At 41.4% G+C, this 18390-nt stretch carries 19 protein-coding genes; 13 read left to right on the plus strand and 6 right to left on the minus strand.

The annotated features are described in order from the left end of the window. Positions 1-2 precede the first annotated feature (2 nt). Entirely contained in the window at positions 3-314 is a 312-nt protein-coding gene (locus A923_RS0116935; protein WP_017222878.1) for an MGMT family protein, read from the minus strand. Between the two features lies 1 nt (position 315). Further along, complete coding sequence (locus A923_RS0116940) at positions 316-1212, minus strand: methyl-accepting chemotaxis protein (RefSeq protein ID WP_017222879.1); 897 nt, start codon at positions 1210-1212, stop codon at positions 316-318. 398 nt (positions 1213-1610) lie between these two features. Here A923_RS0116940 and ohrR point away from each other — a divergent pair, with 398 nt between their 5' ends. Next, complete coding sequence (gene ohrR / locus A923_RS0116945; protein ID WP_017222880.1) at positions 1611-2054, plus strand: transcriptional regulator OhrR; 444 nt, start codon at positions 1611-1613, stop codon at positions 2052-2054. A 168-nt stretch (positions 2055-2222) separates the two neighbouring features. Here ohrR and A923_RS0116950 read toward each other — a convergent pair whose 3' ends face one another. Together A923_RS0116950 and A923_RS0116955 are read right to left on the minus strand one after the other, a co-directional pair. Then, positions 2223-2915, minus strand: coding sequence for a VV20781 family protein (locus A923_RS0116950; protein WP_017222881.1), 693 nt, complete (start codon positions 2913-2915; stop codon positions 2223-2225). 257 nt (positions 2916-3172) lie between these two features. Next, complete coding sequence (locus A923_RS0116955; protein ID WP_237716235.1) at positions 3173-4228, minus strand: transporter substrate-binding domain-containing protein; 1056 nt, start codon at positions 4226-4228, stop codon at positions 3173-3175. Positions 4229-4486: 258 nt separating this feature from the next. On the opposite strand from A923_RS0116955, the gene A923_RS0116960 reads away from it, so the two are divergent. Further along, positions 4487-5260, plus strand: coding sequence for a DUF4377 domain-containing protein (locus A923_RS0116960; RefSeq protein ID WP_017222883.1), 774 nt, complete (start codon positions 4487-4489; stop codon positions 5258-5260). 56 nt (positions 5261-5316) lie between these two features. Here the strand turns inward: A923_RS0116960 and A923_RS0116965 are convergent, their stop codons facing one another. Then, a complete protein-coding gene (locus A923_RS0116965) occupies positions 5317-5661 on the minus strand; it encodes a PilZ domain-containing protein (protein ID WP_017222884.1) in 345 nt (114 codons plus the stop codon). 234 nt (positions 5662-5895) lie between these two features. Here A923_RS0116965 and A923_RS0116970 point away from each other — a divergent pair, with 234 nt between their 5' ends. The 11 genes from A923_RS0116970 (at position 5896) to A923_RS0117020 (ending at position 17808) form a co-directional block, all read left to right on the plus strand. Further along, the gene (locus tag A923_RS0116970) at positions 5896-6567 is read left to right on the plus strand and encodes a response regulator transcription factor (RefSeq protein WP_017222885.1); all 672 of its coding nucleotides are present in this window, start codon (positions 5896-5898) and stop codon (positions 6565-6567) included. Further along, positions 6564-7961: an ATP-binding protein gene (locus tag A923_RS0116975; RefSeq protein ID WP_017222886.1), complete on the plus strand. Its 1398-nt coding sequence runs from the start codon at positions 6564-6566 to the stop codon at positions 7959-7961. The genes A923_RS0116970 and A923_RS0116975 overlap by 4 nt, the downstream gene beginning before the upstream one ends. Before the next feature lie 261 nt (positions 7962-8222). After that, positions 8223-10298, plus strand: coding sequence for a TonB-dependent siderophore receptor (locus tag A923_RS0116980; protein ID WP_017222887.1), 2076 nt, complete (start codon positions 8223-8225; stop codon positions 10296-10298). A 186-nt stretch (positions 10299-10484) separates the two neighbouring features. Then, positions 10485-11291, plus strand: a complete 807-nt coding sequence (locus tag A923_RS0116985) for a DUF3450 domain-containing protein (RefSeq protein WP_017222888.1) — start codon at positions 10485-10487, stop codon at positions 11289-11291. Beyond that, positions 11288-12811 (plus strand): MotA/TolQ/ExbB proton channel family protein, encoded by a 1524-nt coding sequence (locus tag A923_RS0116990; protein WP_017222889.1) that lies wholly within the window; start codon positions 11288-11290, stop codon positions 12809-12811. The genes A923_RS0116985 and A923_RS0116990 overlap by 4 nt, the downstream gene beginning before the upstream one ends. 4 nt (positions 12812-12815) lie before the next feature. Further along, on the plus strand, positions 12816-13388 hold the full coding sequence (locus A923_RS0116995; protein WP_017222890.1) for a MotA/TolQ/ExbB proton channel family protein: 573 nt from the start codon (positions 12816-12818) through the stop codon (positions 13386-13388). Further along, the gene (locus A923_RS0117000; RefSeq protein WP_017222891.1) at positions 13378-13782 is read left to right on the plus strand and encodes an ExbD/TolR family protein; all 405 of its coding nucleotides are present in this window, start codon (positions 13378-13380) and stop codon (positions 13780-13782) included. The genes A923_RS0116995 and A923_RS0117000 overlap by 11 nt, the downstream gene beginning before the upstream one ends. Next, complete coding sequence (locus A923_RS0117005) at positions 13782-14396, plus strand: energy transducer TonB (protein WP_017222892.1); 615 nt, start codon at positions 13782-13784, stop codon at positions 14394-14396. Before A923_RS0117000 ends, A923_RS0117005 begins: the two co-directional genes overlap by 1 nt. Positions 14397-14452: 56 nt before the next feature. After that, entirely contained in the window at positions 14453-15769 is a 1317-nt protein-coding gene (locus tag A923_RS0117010; protein WP_237716236.1) for a tetratricopeptide repeat protein, read from the plus strand. A gap of 363 nt (positions 15770-16132) precedes the next feature. Continuing rightward, positions 16133-16438 (plus strand): hypothetical protein, encoded by a 306-nt coding sequence (locus A923_RS0117015; RefSeq protein ID WP_017222894.1) that lies wholly within the window; start codon positions 16133-16135, stop codon positions 16436-16438. Beyond that, a complete protein-coding gene (locus A923_RS0117020) occupies positions 16438-17808 on the plus strand; it encodes a PKD domain-containing protein (protein WP_017222895.1) in 1371 nt (456 codons plus the stop codon). The genes A923_RS0117015 and A923_RS0117020 overlap by 1 nt, the downstream gene beginning before the upstream one ends. A gap of 135 nt (positions 17809-17943) precedes the next feature. On the opposite strand, the gene A923_RS0117025 is transcribed toward A923_RS0117020, so the two are convergent. Then, a complete protein-coding gene (locus A923_RS0117025; RefSeq protein ID WP_017222896.1) occupies positions 17944-18354 on the minus strand; it encodes a hypothetical protein in 411 nt (136 codons plus the stop codon). Positions 18355-18390 lie beyond the last annotated feature (36 nt).

An 18390-nucleotide genomic window follows, 5' to 3' on the forward strand; every position in this document is an offset into this window, starting at 1 on the left:
TTCTATAGGTGGTTCATCGCTATTCTGTATTTCTTGAGTGAAATAGTGCCGTGTGCAGAAAGTAAAATACCCTCCGCGGCGAGCTGTTGCCGTTGGTAGTCACCACGATCACCTTGTAGCGATATTTTCCCTTGGCTATTCACAATACGATACCAAGGTAGTTTGCTGTCAGCCGGCAAGCGACTAAGCACTTTACCAACCTGACGAGCATGACTTGGCATTCCCGCTAACTTAGCGATATCACCATAGGTGGCAACCTTACCAACAGGTACTTGATAGACAAAAGCAAATACCTGCTGATCAAAGTTGTTCACATTAAAAACGCAGTTTAGTGACTAGTTGCTCACCTAACTGAACGTTATTTGATGAACCACTTAACGCTTCACGCGTATCACTTAGCAACGATTCCATACCCGTTTTAATTGTGTGAGAATGGCTTAACTGTTGTTGAACTTGACTGATGGTCTGTTCAACTAAGCTTGAGCTTGAATTCGCTTGTGATACTAGCTCTTGTAAGCTTTTCATTGTCACTGTTGCGATATCCACACTGTCATCAATAATGTTGGTTACTTGTTTTTGCTTATTAATGATGGCAGCAGAGATATCCATGATTTTTTTCATTTCACCTTGGATCTGATCTGCTGATTGATTTGCTGTATTTGCCAGTGCACGTACTTCATCGGCTACCACGGCAAAACCACGGCCATGTTCACCCGCACGTGCCGCTTCAATCGCCGCATTGAGTGCTAGTAGGTTGGTTTGATCGGCAATGCCTTTAATCGAGTCAACTAATTGACCAATATTCTTGTTGTTATCGTCTAAGTTGGCTAACAAGATAGTGAACTCTGCAATAAATCGCGCAGAATCGGTGATGTTGCCAGTTAGTTCTTCAAGCTGTTGAATACCAGTCTGAGAAATATTCGCTGTGCTTTGTGCAGAACTGAAAGAGTCATTAGATAAACTTTCAATCCCGCGTGATTGTTCCATAAACCCTTGAACTAAATCAAAGTTTTGTTCAATATTACCCAATCTTTTCGCTGACGATGTATTTACATTTTGGGCATTCTTGGTAATTTCTTGAGCAATAGACAATGCGCCACTGCTCTGTAATTGCTCTAAAATACTGACTTTATTTTGCAGTGCTGCTAAGTCTGTTTCTGAGATAAGAACTTGTCCAAGAGGGACTTTATTAGAGTTGAAAAAATTAAACATAGCTTAGATCTGCCTTATTCTAGTCGTTTATAATTTATAGCGGCAATTTTTGATCCGCTGTATACGGTTAAGCAATAATTAGACCGTAACGTCAATAGTGGATAATTTATTTTTGTTATTAATTATATAGTTATTGTTTATTACCATTTTGACCATTAAATGTTGGGTCATGGTGTCACATTTATCTCCCTGCTTGTCGTTAACAAGAGTTAGCAACCAGTTGATAAATAGTTGTTAAAATTGTGACGTATATATTATCGGCCGCAGCTGTTATTTGTTTAGCAATTTATGGCGCTATAATGTTAAAAGTTATGTGCTACGAATATTTTTGTAAAGCTATCGACATTTATCAAAAGTTAAGTATATTGTGCGCAAGACAATTAAGAGAGGTTACCCTGATGTCAGAATTGAATGAAGAGACGATGTTACACTTAGATAATCAGGTTTGTTTTGCTCTATACAGCGCAACGAATGCCATGATCCGTGCATACCGCCCAATGTTAAAAGCACTGGATCTGACTTACCCGCAATACTTAACTATGCTCGTATTTTGGCAACAAGATGCGATAAGTGTGAAAGTATTAGGGGAGCAATTACACCTTGATTCGGGCACGTTAACCCCTTTGTTAAAACGCTTAGAATTGAAAGGCCTTATTCGTCGAGACCGTAGTAAAGAAGACGAACGGGCGCGTATATTGTGCCTAACGGATGCGGGCACTGCATTAAAAGAGCAAGCAAAATCGGTCCCCCTGAACATGTTTTGTCATGCCGGTTTACCAAAAGAAGAATTATTGATGATGAAAGCCAGTTGCGAAGCATTACTGAGTAATTTAACCGATTAGTCGTGACGATTATGACGCTAATAACTGCGGTTATAATGAGAAAATAGTAATGAGAAAAAAGTAATAAGAAAAGAGTAATGAGAAAAGCACTGAGGGCTGCTGATTACAGCCCTTTTATGTGCGTTTTTATGTTAACGCTACATGATCACATGATGACAATAATTTAGGTTATTCTGGGCGCCAGCTTAGTGCACTTGCGATAGAACCTACTGCGATCAGATCTTGCTTGTCAGCCGATAAATCAGGCAGTGTTTGCAAGCTTAATAAACCATTGGTTTGTACTGCCGCAATACTTTGCGTACCTTGCTCAAATACGTAGCCGAGTGGATTTTCAACTGTCATGAATAAGTCATCTGATTTATGCACTGATTTTACATTTAAGTGTTCGTTGTTGATACGTACAACCCCCGATTCATACTTTGCTAGATCTAATGAAATGGCTGCGCTTGATGGTTGCATTTCATATTCACCAACAATTTTACCATCCATATTAATGTCACAATGGTACGGGTCGTTACCACCAAAAGATAAACCGCCAAAATTAACACTGGTGCCGCCACCGCTACAGACTAAACCCCACGTTTTGCCATTATCTGCTCGTGTTATCTCAGCAACCATTTTACCTTCAGTTGTACTGATTGTATTGAACCAAGTTGAACCTGATGAACTGCGATCGTATTTCCCGGTATATTTGCCTGCCATATCAAAGTTACCTTCCTGGCCTAAGCCCCAAAAATCGCCATCTGTTTTGATCAACATCTCTGGCTGCGCTTTCAATTCGCTAGTTTTGGTCATGAGTGCCACGCTACCACAGCCTGAAATGAGGGTAGCAGCAAGTACAGGAAGTATAAGTTTTTTCATAATATGTCCATTGTATATATCGGAAAATGACTAGTGTTGTCTTTAGGGCGGCATTATCATTATAAACATACACTAAGTCTAGTTTGATGAGCTGATTAAATGTAAGCGAATGTAAGCGCTTGTCAGCTTGTATTCGGGGGGAGGGGAAGTGAAAAAATAAGGCATAAATTCGAATAAGTAGGAGCAAGTGAAAATAGGTGAAACAAGTCAAAATAGGGCGAGATAGGTCAGTTATTAGTAAAGCCTGATAGGCTCAACTAATACTCTGCGAAGTATTGATTGAGCGCCTGCTGCCACTCTGGACTTTGGCGCACATTCAGCAGCGCACGGTTTAATTGCTCGGTGTAAGGGCTACTGTCTTTAATCGCTAGACCATAATTCTGTTTTTCAAACTGATAAGGCAATGCCGATATATGCTGATAGCGGCCCTCTTGCTTAGCCTGCTTAAGCTTGTATTTTAATATCGCATTATCTTCGACAATAGCATCTACTTCGCCGTTATTTAACGCCAGGAGCATATCATCGATATTGTTAAATGTTTGATGCACAATTCCTAAATTAGTCAGATAAATAGACGACGTGGTGGATACTTTAGCGCCGACATTGAGGTGTATCAGATCGTAGGGGCCTTTAATGTCGCTGTTCATCAAACCGAGTGTAAAGGTACTGGCCAGGATGGCGGTAATGCTGGCAATAAACAGCGTTGAGGTGATCCCGAGTAATACCGTGAGCACACGGCCTGTTAAGGTTTTAAATTCGAAGTAGTTAAATGGTCCTTTGGTGATAAATAATAACCCCAAAATGAAGGCCTCTAACCATTGTGCACGCTTTGATGGCATTGAATAGAGTTTTTCATTAATGTGGTGTTCAAGTTTATAAAATATCCCGCCAATAATGCCAGCCAACACGATGATAATCGCTAAGATTATAAGTAGCGTTTTGTTGGTGATTAAATCGATGAATGAGCGCAGGTAGCTTTTTTCTTTTACCGCAATCGCCAAGTGGGTTTCGTAAAATGAGTGAGAGAAATCCATCACTAACTCACGTTCTGGGGTAATCGAAATACAAGAGATACCGACTTCAACATTACCGGCTTCAATCTCATCGAGTAAGTCTTGCAAGGCATAGTTTTTAATCTGGTATGGTAAATCAAGACTGTTGGCGATGCGTTGCCATAATAGAATACTTAGCCCAGAGCTGGTGGATTGTGGACTCCCATTTGGATGTACACTCATGACAAAAGGTGGGCAGTGGTAACTGCCGACGTTAATGACGGGATTGCTTATATTATTAACTGGACTACTTACAGTCATTACACTACTTACAGTAATTGCTGAACTACTTATGTTAATAAGGGCGCTACTGATATTTATCACTGAACTACTGTAGCTATACGCTGCCATACTGTATAAATAACAGAATACACACAGTTTTATGATTGAACGTAACAGTGGCGGCATAACAATCCTTAGTGCATAGTCAAAAGCGCGGTATCAAACTCTGTCAAAGGTCTGGTGTATATTGTTATTTATTTACTAAGCTTAGTGGAAAACGGAAAAAGGTTTATTAATATGAAATTTAAATTGCCAGCAGCTTTATTATTAACGGGTATGTTAAGCGGGTTACTGATTGGCTGTACAAGTGGCAGCCAGAATGACGCTGAATCAAATAATGAGGGTACTAATACTGCCGTCGCGAAAACTGAAATTTATTGGGTTGCGCCCGAACGTGTTGCTTGTCAAGGTATCGTCCCCATGCAGTGCTTGGTGGTGAACAAAGTCGTGGATGGTAAAACCAGTGAGTGGCAGTATTTTTATAACGACATTGCTGGTTTTGAATATAAACCAGGTTCGTTTTATAAATTATCGGTGGAGACATCTGCAGTGGCGAATCCGGCCGCAGATGCTTCAAGCTTAACGTATAAGTTGATTGCAGAAATAGATAAAAAACAAAATCATTATGCCGAAAATACCATGTTAACCGAAAACCGACAATGGAATTTGAAGCAACTGACAGGCTTAGGTAACGTTAATCCGATGATGTTAAAACAACCTGCGTATATCAGTATTGCTGGTGATCGTTTGTCAGGGTTCTCGGGCTGTAATAATATCTTTGGTCAAGTGCAGCATTTATTTGAAGCTGAAGAAGTGCAGAATTCGTTGTTAAAGCTGGGCCCGCTTGGTTCTACGTTGATGGCGTGTGCGGATCCAAATGGCAATGCCGTTGAACAAAAACTGCAACAAGTACTCGGTGACGTGAATGCCATTAAAGTACAGTGGCCGTTCTTAAATATGTATCAGAATGATGAACTGATGATCCAGTTTGTAGCCGAAGATTGGGATTAATCAATTAATCAACTTGTTAATGCATTAAGCGCTTAGTGACCTTTTCTATGAGGTCATTAAGCTATATTAAGCGCAATACGTTCGATCAGTTTTATCTCACGACTAAATTTCACCGCCAGTAACTGGCTATCAGGTTCCCAGCGCACCACCTTTGAGGGGATCACGTCGGTAAAGTAATTAGCAAACTTAATAATGATCCCTTCACCAATACTAAATTTATCTTTAGTTTGAACTCTCGCTAACATCCCTGATTTTGAAATATTTATTACTTGTACTGGAATTTTGAAAAAATCAAATAATCCGAGTTTATCCACATATAATACCGGATACGGCTCCCAATAATTATAGCGAGTATGATCTCGGTTTAGTTTGAATGTCAGATCCTTTTTTACACTAAACATGGTACGTCCGTATATTCCCGTATGGGTTTGTATGTTTGCAGATTCGCAAATTGGTGTAGCTCATTTTTCAATATAACTGAAAATGAATAATTTATCATATTAACAGTCTGTAAAAATAAGCTTTTTTAGTTTTAGCTGTTGATCTGTATCAAGTGAGCTCGAATGTTTGTTGTACTTAACGTAGATCTTCATTAAAATGCTAATACGAATTGTTTTTATTTGGGTGTTTAAGCTGTGGCGCAAATTCTTATCGTCGATGATGATATACAACTATGTGAATTACTAACTGAAGTTTTAGCCGAAGATGGCTATGAAGTGCATAGCGTGCACTGTGGTGAAAGTGCGCTTGATTACATGCAGACCAAACCGGTTGATTTAGTCTTACTTGATGTCATGTTGCCTAATATTAATGGCTTACAAGTGGCAAGACGTATTTGTCAGCGCTTTGCTACGCCTATTTTAATGCTAACGGCGTTGGCGGATGAAAGTGCCATGTTGGATTGTTTGCAGGCTGGCGCGGATCAGTATATTGCTAAACCTTATAGCGTACCGGAACTATTAACCCGTATTCAAGTGATGTTACGCCGTGTTGGTTTGGAAAAGCAAAGACAAAACTTGGGTGGCGAGAGTTCTGTACTCACGCAGCTATCACGTTTGTCATTGACTGGCACTGAAGCTGAATTACTGGAATACCTTGTTTCTCGCCATGAAATTGTGGTATCGAAAGCCGAATTACAAAAACAAGTATTAAAGAAAGACTTATGCCCGTTCGACCGTAACCTGGATATGCACATCAGCAATATCCGCCGTAAGATGGTGCAGTCAGGTTTGTCTAAATTACATATCAAAACGGTACGTGGTAAAGGTTATAGCTTTTTTGAGCATGTCGGTAGTATGGTTATATGAAGTTGAATTGCTTAAAAAGCGCAAAAAAATGGTTCTTTTTAGGTGATCGCCAAGGACTGGCGTTTCGTTTATTCAGTTATTTTGCCATTACCCTCGTGTTGATCCTCAGTTTACAAAGTATCGCTGAAATGGCGTTAGTGCGGGTACTACTGCATCTGCCAACGACTGTTAAAACTGAAATGTTAGATCTTGCCGAACAGGCGAATTTATTACTGGATAGTAAAGACAGCGAAGGTAATGTAGACCGCGATAAACTTGCGGCATGGGAAGCGGCACAGTCGAGTTATTTATTTGTGCTTAATGATGATTTCGATGAAGTCAGTACGCGTGTTATGCATCCGCATTTTAAATTTAAACTGCGTTTTATTCGTCAACTCGATACCATTTTAGAAAAGCATGTGAGTAAGCCCGTTATTGGTTTGCCGTTACGATCAGGTTATCAGCTGGTGGTGCAGTTTTCTGATAAACAACATCCTGCCCGTTACTTCCCTTATTACTTTGCCGCTATTCAATTTGTGATCACCAGTATTCTGCTCGCTATATTTTCACTGTTACTGGCACGACATTTACAGCAGCCTTTGCATCGTTTGCAGGCGGCGAGTCGCGGTCTTGCTGAGGGGGACTTTAGTATTAGGGCTTCGCATCAGGTCGGTAACAGTGTGACTGAATTCAATCAGCTGGCACAAAACCTAGATGATATGGCGGAACACATTCAACGTTTAATTAGCAAACAAAAAAAACTGATCACGGACGTATCTCATGAATTACGCACACCATTAGCACGACACAGTTTGATCTTACATTTGTTGCGTAAACGCTGTCCGCAAGAAGTAGGCGGGTTATTAGACAGATTAGACAATGAATCAGCCGAAATGAATAATCTCGTTAGTGAAATACTGGAATGTAGTCGTTTAGAGCATGAGAATGTATCCGTGGCACTGGTGCCAACTCAGTTGGAATCTCTGTGTCAGATCCAAGTAATGCAAAATGAAATCGATTTAAAACCACAACAAACTTTAAATGTTGAATTAGATAATGCTACTCCTATGGTACTTGCTGACAGCCGCTTATGTTTAAGGGCCGTTAAAAATCTACTTGAAAATGCCATTAAATATGCAGGTGAAAACGCGGTTATTGCCTTAACGGTACGTCAGCAAGATAACATTGTTGAAGTCATTGTTACCGATGATGGTGTTGGTATACCTGCGCAGCAATTAGAGCGTGTCTTTGATCCATTCGTGCGTATTGAGCAAGCGAGAAACAAGCAATCGGGTGGTTATGGACTGGGACTAGCGATTGTAAAGGAAGCGATGCTGATCATGCACGGCGAAGTGGCCGCGGAACTTAATGTAAATAATGGCGTCACGGTAAAATTACGTTTTCCCATTCCTTAATGGTTATTAATGACTGTGTTTTTATAAAAACGGCTTATTTCACTCTGAAATAGGCCGTTTTACTATTCAATAAAGACTCAACTAGGTCAATAACTAACCACTCTTTCTGTTGCACTAATCTTTCGCTTCATTTCAAATGCAAAGAATGTAAATTTGATGCAAATGGTAATGATTATCAATTAGAATCCTGTTCATCAAGTCGACCTACTGTAGTAGGCGTGAAATTTAAATTAATGAAAGATGAATCGGAGATAACGGAATATGTTTTGTAAAACTCGATTAGCTGTCGTAATTGCGACGGTACTTGCAGCACCAGCAGCTTACTCTACTGAAACGGTAGAAACAGATGAGCACATGGAAGTTGTTGGCCGTGATTATGGCTATAAAGTTGATACCAACAGTACTGCAATGCGTGTTGAAGCAACACAACTTGAAACACCGGGACAAGTTACTGTTATTGACGAACAGCTAATTGATGAACAAAGAGCAAGCACACTTGGTAACGTACTTAAGAATGATTCAAGTATCTCTGCTGGTGGTGTAAGCCGTAACCGTGAATCGTTCAAATTACGTGGTTTTGATTTAGAAAGTAGCAGTGGTTTCTTACGTGATGGTAAACAGCATTGGTCGCACTACCGTCAACCGATTGAACTGCTAGAGCGTGTTGAAGTATTGAAAGGCCCTGCAGGCCTACTTTACGGTAAATCAGCACCGGGCGGCCTAGTAAACATGGTTTCTAAAAAGCCAACGTACGAAACGCAAGTGAATATCAGCCAAGATTTAGGCTCTAACAATGATTCACGTACAACCGCGGATGTAAGTGGTGCATTAAATGATGCGCAAACATTACGTGCCCGTGCGATTGTGTCTAAGCAAAGCTATGATTCATCACGCTCATATAGCGATGGTAGTACACCGTCGACAGAACGTTTTGTTGGTGGTCTATTTGTTGATTACGACATCAATGACAAAGTAACAGTATCTGTACATTACGATAAGACTAACGATAACGGCAGCGTAGATTCAGGTGCTTATATTGTTGATGGTAAACCTGTACTTGGCGAAGATCATATCTGGGATGCACAGTGGTCAACAATTGAAAATGACGTTGAAAATGCTGGTTTTGATATCGCCGCGCAGCTATCTGATAACTGGAATATGAAATTAGGTTATAACAACCAAGACTTCAGACGTCGTGATACAGAAAGTTTTACAGACCCAACAAGTTACAATCCAGCGACTGGCGAAGTTAATTATGAAGTATACGACCGACTAGATCACTGGGTATTTAATACCGCGTTTATTGATTTTGTCGGTGAATTCGATGCATTTGGTGTTCAGCATCAAACGTTAATCGGTGCGAACTGGTTAGGTTATTACTATTCAAAACTAAGTGAAAGCAGCGATGAGTTAACGGGTGTTGTTGGTCAACCATTTGCTAAGCCAAGCGGTACAAATGCTGAGAATGATCCGAGTAAATCGATTACTGAACGTGATTCATACGGTATCTATGTACAAGACATGGTTACAATTAATGACCAATGGCAAGTACTTGCTGGTTTACGTTTCGATCGTGAAGTAAATGAAGATCATACCTATAACAACGTATTACCGAAATTAGGATTGATTTATCATCCGAAACAAAACGGCTCGATTTACGCAACTTATTCTGAAAGCTTTGAACCAAAAGATCCTGTTAATAGTTCAAAAGATATCAACGATGGCATGGAGTTAGATCCTGTAAAAGGCAAGTTATACGAACTTGGTTCTAAATGGGAGTTAATGGACAACCAACTGCTTCTATCGGGTGCAATCTTCGATATCACACAAGAAAACATTGTGATTTCTCAAGATATCAGTGGTACTCAAACAGAAACAACACAAGCGGGTAAACAAGTTCACCGTGGTGCTGAATTTAGCGCTATGGGGTACGTGACTGAAGCTGTGTCACTTAGTGGTTCAATGACGTATTTAAACGCAGAAATTCATGATGAGTTTGATGCAGCTATTGACGGCAATCGCCCTGCTGATGTACCAGAGTTCTCTGCGAGTGTTTGGAGCCGTTACTCTTTTGCTAACAACACCGATGTAAACTTAGGTGCTATCTATGTTGGTGAACGTTTTGGTGATGAGAAAAATACTTACAAAAAAGACGCTTACACACGTTTTGATACCGGTATTGCGCACACGATTAATTATGATAAAGACATGGACCTTGTAGTACGTTTCAACATCGAAAACCTGTTTGATACGGATTACCTAGCGGGTGGTAGCCAAAAGAAAACTATCATCGGTGAAGGTCGTAACTACATGGCTTCAATCCAATTACGTTACTAAGAACACAGGTGGCTATATGCTGAGCGGCTATATTCTAAGTGACTATATGCTAAGTAAATACGTGCTCAAGCTAAATAGCTAAACCTGCATAAACAGCAGCAATCGACTCTTGGATCCCATAGATGTCGGTTGTTGCTTTTTGTGGTTTTATTCCTTTTTTAATTTTAACTCGAATGTAGATTAATTATGCTTAAAAATAAAACTTACTCTCTTGTTCTCGCTGCAGCATTGAGCAGTGTTACGTTTAGCAGTGTTGCGATTGCGCAAACGAATGGCAGCACACAAGCGCTTAATGATGCCCAAGCACTGACTGAAAAAATGAATAATAAGGCGGCGCACAGTCAGCATAAAATTGATAACAGTGCCGATCGTACTTTAAGCATGCAAGCAGAAATAGAACGTTTACAAGAAGAAGTCGACAACTTAGCTGTATATCGCGACCATCTTGCCAAATTAGTCAACAATCAAAATCAAGAGTTAAAGAGTTTAGACGAACAACTTCAGGGTATTAAAAGTACCCGCCAAGGCATAGTGCCATTGATGTACAAGATGCTGTCAGGGCTCGATGACATTATCAATACCGGTAAACCAATTAAGAAAGAGCAACGCCTAGCAAGGTTAGAAAAGTTAAATACCATGATGGGACAGGCTAATGTCAGTGATGCTGAAAAATACCGTCGTATCCTAGAAGCTTATCAAATCGAGATCGATTACGGCACTAAATTGGGTGTCTACCAAAGCGAAATTAGATTGGCGTCATCAGGGCAATCTATCACCGTTGATTTGTTGCATCTGGGCCGTATTGCCTTTGTGGCGCGTAGTCTCGACAGCGAAAATTACTGGCAGTGGCATGACGAACGTCAGGAGTGGGTGACGATCACAGAGCAGACTCAGGATATCGATAAAGCCTTCAAAATGGCCAATAAACAAATAGCCCCAAGCTTAATTTCTCTTCCTGTGACAACGGCACAAAATGTAGGTAATGCTCAATGAAAACATTTATTGCAATGAATCAAGCGAAATCACTTTTAGCACAAGCACTGTTAGCACAAGCACTGATGTTTGGCGCATTAACCTTTAGCGCACAGTCTTTAGCGGCGAACGATGACGTTGTCAACAATGAAGCTGCAGTAATCAGCGCAACATTACTCAACGACACTAAACAAGATAATAAGCAATTAATCACAGCGTTAAAGCAACGCGAAGCGGGTTTTAAATTAACAGAACAACAAATTAAGCAATTGCGTCAAACGTTATTAACAACACAACGCCAATTGCAAAATGAAACCGAAACACTAAGCCAACAGTTTACTCGCAATGAAGAACTATTAGCCAAGCAAGAAACGCGTCTACGTTTAGAAACCGGTAGCTTAGGTGAGCTATTTGGTGTGGTACGCCAATCGGCGAAACAGTTAAGCAGTGAAATTAATACGGCCGTCACGGCTATTGATAGTGCGACGTTTGCACCGGTTGTTGCTGATATTGTGGCAGCTAGAACCTTACCGTCAATGGTGCAACTCACTGGTTTATGGTCAGCATTAGCCGAGCAAATTAACGCCAGTGGTGATGTTAAAACAGTGAATGTGGCTGTTATTGATGGCGCAGGGCAATTAGCGGATAAACCGGCCGTACGTCTGGGCAGCATTGGCCTTGTCGGTGAACAAGGTTATTTAGCGTGGAATGGCGAGACGCAAACCGCTACTGCGTATCTAAAACAACCTCAAAATGGACCAACCTCGGCCAATCTATCTGCACCTAATACCGTTGCAAATGTGGTTGTTCTTGACCCATCTCGTGGTTTGATGCTCGCGCAATTAGAAAATACCCCAACATTAAAAGACCGTTTAGAAAATGGTGGCACTGTCGGTTACGTGATTATTTCATTATTGGTGGTTGGTTTATTCATCGCGCTGATACAAGGTATCAAGTTAGTGCTTGCTCGTCGTAAAATCCAGCAGCAATTAGCGGATCCTAGCGTGATAGGGGATAACCCATTAGGGCGTATTTTACAAGTGTATGTGGATAGCAAGGCTAAATCAGCCTTACTACATAGTACCGAAGCGTTAGAGTTACGTTTGATGGAAGTGGTCGTTGATGAACAACAAGGGCTAGAAAAAGGCTTGTCTATGTTGAAACTGCTGGCCGCTCTAGCACCTATGCTAGGTCTGCTGGGCACGGTGACGGGTATGATTGAAACATTCCAAGTGATTACTCAATTCGGTAATGGCGATCCGAAAGTGATGGCGGGTGGTATTTCAATGGCGCTGATCACGACTGTATTAGGTTTGGTTGCGGCGATGCCGTTATTACTGGCGCATAACATGCTAAGCACGCAAGCGGATAATATTCGCGATACGTTAGAGAAACAGGGCATTAGCCTCGTCGCTGAAGAAGCTGAAAAGTTAGCCATTGCGGCGGTTGAAAGCTCGCAAGTGAACAGTCCGCAAGTTAAAAGCTCGCCCGTTAACAGCGCTGCAGTTGCAAGTGCGACGCTCACCCAACACGCAGGTTAATCGCATGGACTTTGATATTACCTTTGCGGATTGGCTAAACAGCATCAATCACTTTATGCAACAAGGCGGGCCAATTCTGTATTGGCTTGCGGCTGTTGTTATCTTGTGTTGGTTTTGTGTCATGGAACGCTTGTTATATTTGTACGGTTATTTTCCTGCACTGCAACGCCAACTGTTAGCGCGTTGGCATGCTCGTAAAGAGCAAGAATCATGGCATGCTCACGCTATTCGTGGTGGCTGGTTATTGCAGGCGAAACAAGCGCTGCAACAGAACCTTAATTTTTTAAAAGTGTTAGTGGCTATCTGCCCTATGTTAGGGCTTTTAGGCACGGTTACCGGCATGATCAGTGTATTTGATGTCATGGCGACATTAGGTAGCAGTGAACCTAAGTTAATGGCAGCGGGCATTTCATTAGCGACCTTACCGACAATGGCGGGCATGGTCGCGGCACTGGCCGGTATGTTTGCCCATGCTCGATTAACTAAAGCTTGCGATACCCGTTATAACAAATTAGAAAAACAGTTAAGACCATCTATTAAGACAGACTATTTATTAAGGAAAGCGCATGAGATTTAATCGCCGTTCAGCTGCACGTGAAGATGCTCAAATTGATATGACGTCGATGTTAGATATTGTATTCATCATGCTGATTTTCTTTATCGTAACCAGTTCGTTTGTACGTGAATCAGGGGTTGAAGTTAACCGTCCGCAAGCCAGTAACGTGGTTAGCCAAGCGGGTGCCGGTATCTTTATTGCTATTACTTCGAACAACGATATTTTTATTGATAAACGCATGGTAGATGTAGAGCGAGTACAAGCTACACTTGAGCATTTATTGTTGTCGCAACCTGACGCGTCTTTGGTTATTCAAGCCGATGAGCATGCGTTTAACGGTACTGTGGTTAAAGTCATGGACGCGGCGAACGGCGCGGGTGTGAGTGGTATCGCATTGGCGGTGGAGAAGTCTTAATGTTACGTTTTTTATTGGCCATCCCTTTGGCTTTTGCTGTGACCTTAGGTTTATTTACGTTAATGGCGTGGATGGTCGATAACGGCAATACAGGTAAACCTGAAGAGTCGACCGCGCAAGCGTTCGATATCGTTATGGTTGAACAAGAACGTGATGTTAATCGTCGCCAGCGCGCACTGCCAGAGCAACCTAAAAACGCACCACCACCAACTGACAGTGTGCCAGTGGCGAATGCTGAGGTTAAGTCGTTAGCCTTACCCGATATGCCGGTACTTGGTATTGATATGGCCGGTATTGGTGTCGAAATTGGTTTGCCTGCGATAGGCGAGTTTAGTGCTAATCAGCAAGCGATGCCTTTGTATCGTGTTGAGCCGCGTTACCCATCACGAGCGATGAAACAAGGCGCGCAAGGGTGGGTGAAAATGTCATTTACCATCGATACCTTGGGTCGTCCGATTAATATCAAAGTGATGGATGCGAAACCAAGACGTTTATTTGAAAGATCGGCCGTAAAAGCATTAAGAAAATGGAAGTATCAGCCCAAGTTGGAAGCGGGAAAAGCCATGATGCAAGTTAATCAGACGGTTACTTTGGAGTTTAAATTAGAGCGATGATTAATTACTTAACTATTTATAAAACCAAGCTAACTATGTATAAAACCAAGCTAACTATGTATAAAACAAAGCTAAAAAGCACGTTGTTATTCGTCTTAATGTGTTTGTTTACATCATCAGCTTATGCAAACCCGCCGCAATTAACGCAGTTTATTGCCGGCAAGGTCCAAGCCGCACAAGCATTGCAACAACAAGATCGTTATAGCGATGCTATTGAGTTATTAACTGAGCTGACCCCACGACAAGCGTACGATCAAGCTTTTGTACATCGCGTATTAGGGATATTTCATTGGCAACAAGAAGATACGCAGCAAGCGATTAAATACTTATCCTTGGCCGTTGAGAGTCAGTTATTACCCACTGAGCAGACTTGGGTGACGCAGCGTATGGTTGCGGATATCTTGCTTAGCGAGCAGCAGTATAAGCAGGCGCTACCGCATTATTACGGACTGGTGAATAACTATGCGTTACTCGATGGCGTGCTGGTTAATACGCAGCTCAAAGCTGATGAAAATCGTAATAAGATAGCTAAACGTAATAACAAATCATCTGATATTAAGATCAAAGCGTTTACTGAACTTTGGTTACGTATCGCCCAAACTCATTATCAGCTGCGTGAATGGGATAAGGTACTGAGCGCTGTGCAATCATTCGAAGGGTTAAATACCCAAGGTGATCAAGTTCAGGCATTAAATTTACAACTGACCGCACAATCACAATTGCAACGCTGGCCTGCAGCGATTACTACGTTAGACCGTATCATTGCCGTTGAACCCGATAAGTTATTATGGTGGCAGCAGCTTGCTGGTTTGCAACTGCGTATCTCGCAGCCACAAGCAGCCTTAACTACCTTGATCCTAGCGCAGCGTCAAGGACTGGAATTAAGCGTTGCAGAGCGCCGCACTTTAGCGCAGCTTTACGCACAACAAGGTATTCCAGCGCAAGCTGCACATGAATTAGGTCTATTAGCGGCTAATATTACGGATAAAAACGAGCGTCAAAAACTGTTAGCCGAACAAGCACAATATTGGCAGATGGCAAAAGAATGGCATAAAGCCATTGGCACATGGCGTGAAGTTATTAGCTTGTCAGAAAATGGCGCAGCTGAATATCGTTGGCCACTTGCACAATTATTGTTACAACAAGGGCGTTATGAATCGGCGCTTGTGGAGTTAAAACACCCGCAAATTAAACAAGATAAAAGTAACAAGGAACAAGCGGCGATGGAATTAGCGAAAGTCCGTGCGTATTATAAATTAGCGCAATTTGATCGTGCGATTACCCATGCGAAGTTAGCCCAGCACCTTGCGCCATCAGCAAGTGCGAAAGGTTGGCTTAAGTATTTAAAGCAAGTACGTCAGATTAATAGTTAATACTTCAAGTCATAAAATTGAAGTAATAATTCTATTTATGTCGTTATGTTAGTAGTTAAGCTGGCATAGCGACCTCATTTAACGCGAAGGTTCACATTTTCAACCTTGTTATATAAATGCCGAACGTGGTCGGGTTACGACTTTAGTTTGAGGCTGTTTTTTCGTTATGCCTTGTTGTCACTGTCTACCATTTCATCCCCAAATAGCATATCTCATACTTCTTATTTTATCCTCCTCATACTGGCTAATTGTCGTTAGCACTTTTGTTTTTATTGTAAATGTTAGTCTTTGCTGCGGATGAATAAGGATTGTTCATCATCCAAATGGAACAAGTCATCGTAAAATTAAATAAGGATATTTATTATGTTGAAGAAGTTGCTTCTTGCAATGACATTGATGAGTGCGAGCACTGTTGCTATCGCACAACTTCAAGTCACAACCACAAGTTATGATAAAAACGTACTTGGCGTTATTAATGTCACGAATAGTGTTGTTGAGATGAACATTAATGAATCAGGGGATCTCGATCTAAACGGGATTGATGTCCAACTTGCAGACAGTAATTTTATTATACCGTGCTCCTCTAGTGCTCAAGTGACAATCACTGCAGCAGGCTTTGATGAAGAAGTTGATTGTCCAGGATTTGTTACTATCGAGGAGACTGAATAATGAAAAAATTATTACTCGTAATGACACTCGGGGCATTATCTGGCTGTATGAGTGACTCGGATGATACTGAGGAACTGAGTTCGCCGATCATCACTGCCGATTTTTCCACAGCGAAAGATGATCTTAAAGTTACTTTCACGAATACATCAACCAGTACTGATAGCCCAATAGACAGTTATCAGTGGGATTTTGGTGATGATTCAGCAGCTAGCTTTGCTATCAATCCAGTTTATACTTATACAGTGGCTGATACCTATAGCGTGCTACTTACTGTTACTACTGAAGACGGCGGCAGTACCAGTATTACGCGTGATGTTAGCGTGGCGAAAATACCTGGTAACCCAACGGCTGACTTTACTTATAGTCCCGATGGCTTAACGGTGACGTTTACTGATAGCTCGGCTGTGGCTAACGATACCATAGCCAATTACAGTTGGAACTTTGGCGATGTAGCACCGGGTAATACCTCGGCACTTGCTTCACCATCACATACTTACAGCGCCTCTGGTGATTATGATGTGACCTTAGATATTACGTCTGAGCTGGGTAATAAAACAGCTACTGTGAGTTATCAGGTGACTGTTACTGATAATGTAATCGACCCGGTGAATCCGCAGGCTGACTTTAGTTCGGTTGTTACTGATTTAGACGTTACGTTTACTGATTTAACCAGTGTAGACAACGGCAGTATTACTGACTATTTGTGGGGTTTTGGTGATAGCACATCGTCTGCACTTGCTTCACCTTCTCACTCTTATGCCGCTGGTGGCACTTACTCGGTGAGATTAGATGTAACCGGCAGTGATGGTACGACTGCAAGTAACAGTAAAGACGTTACTGCTTATGATCCTGCGATAGAACCGACTACACCGACGGTGAGCTTTACGTCTGATGCATTAGCTGAATTACCAAGTTTTACGGTTAACTTTACCGCTGACGCTGCCAATGAAACAAGTCCTATTACTACTTATGCATGGGATTTCGATAGCTTAGGTGCGTCGAGTGCATTTAACCCGACGTTTACCTTTGCTGATGCAGGTATATATACAATACAGTTAACAGTGACGTCAGAAGAAGGTATTGAAAACAGCTATTCGGAAAGTGTCGAAGTATTTGCCCCTGTGATTGAGTTACCTGAATATATTGCTTGTCAGGTTACCTCAACCTCGTCATCAAATGCTTCAAACAGAGACGAAGAGCTCGTAAGTTGTTTTGTCAGTGATGTAGCTATTTTAGATAAGAAGCAAGCGGGTGTTTGGTGTGCAGAGCAAGTATCTTCGTACATTACTGGTCCGGATTTCAGTGGTTTAAACTGGTTTCGAGCCCGCCCTACATTAACGGCAAATGTATTAGAAACTGCTTGTCCATAAACCGTTAATTGTAATGGTTACTACCATCCCAACGTCGTAATCGATATAAAGTGTAACGTTAGCCCTGTATTAGTTTATTCAAACTTGCAGGGCTTTTTCGTTTTACGGCGTTAATGTCTTAATCCTTTAACCTTTCTAACGTCTTAATAAAGCTAACAAGGCTAGTTCAATAATCTGGGTATCATTTAGCTGTTTATATTGGTCTTGTTGTTTTAACGTTTCCAGCATGTTTTTATGGGTTTTACTGAGCTTAAGATAATGGCTATTAACATCTAACGCTGCTAAATTTTGTGTTTGCAGTGACTCTGTTATCACACGTAAATAAGCAGGACGTAGGTGAGTTGTTAATATTTCAAAATACTGTGTAGGCTCTTCACCTTGGTATTCTGTTACCGCAATTTGCACATCGATAGAGACGTTATTGTCGATAAAAATTTCATCGAGTTGTTTTGTTGCTATATCCGCGGTCACTTTGCGACTGAGTTTACGTGCGTCATCGTTAGAGATCGTTGCAGCCGAATTTGAATTGTTTATAGAATGAGTCACGTCATGCGTACCTTTGAATGTTGTCTTTAGTATTAT

The organism is Moritella dasanensis ArB 0140, from assembly GCF_000276805.1.
Lineage (GTDB): Bacteria > Pseudomonadota > Gammaproteobacteria > Enterobacterales > Moritellaceae > Moritella > Moritella dasanensis.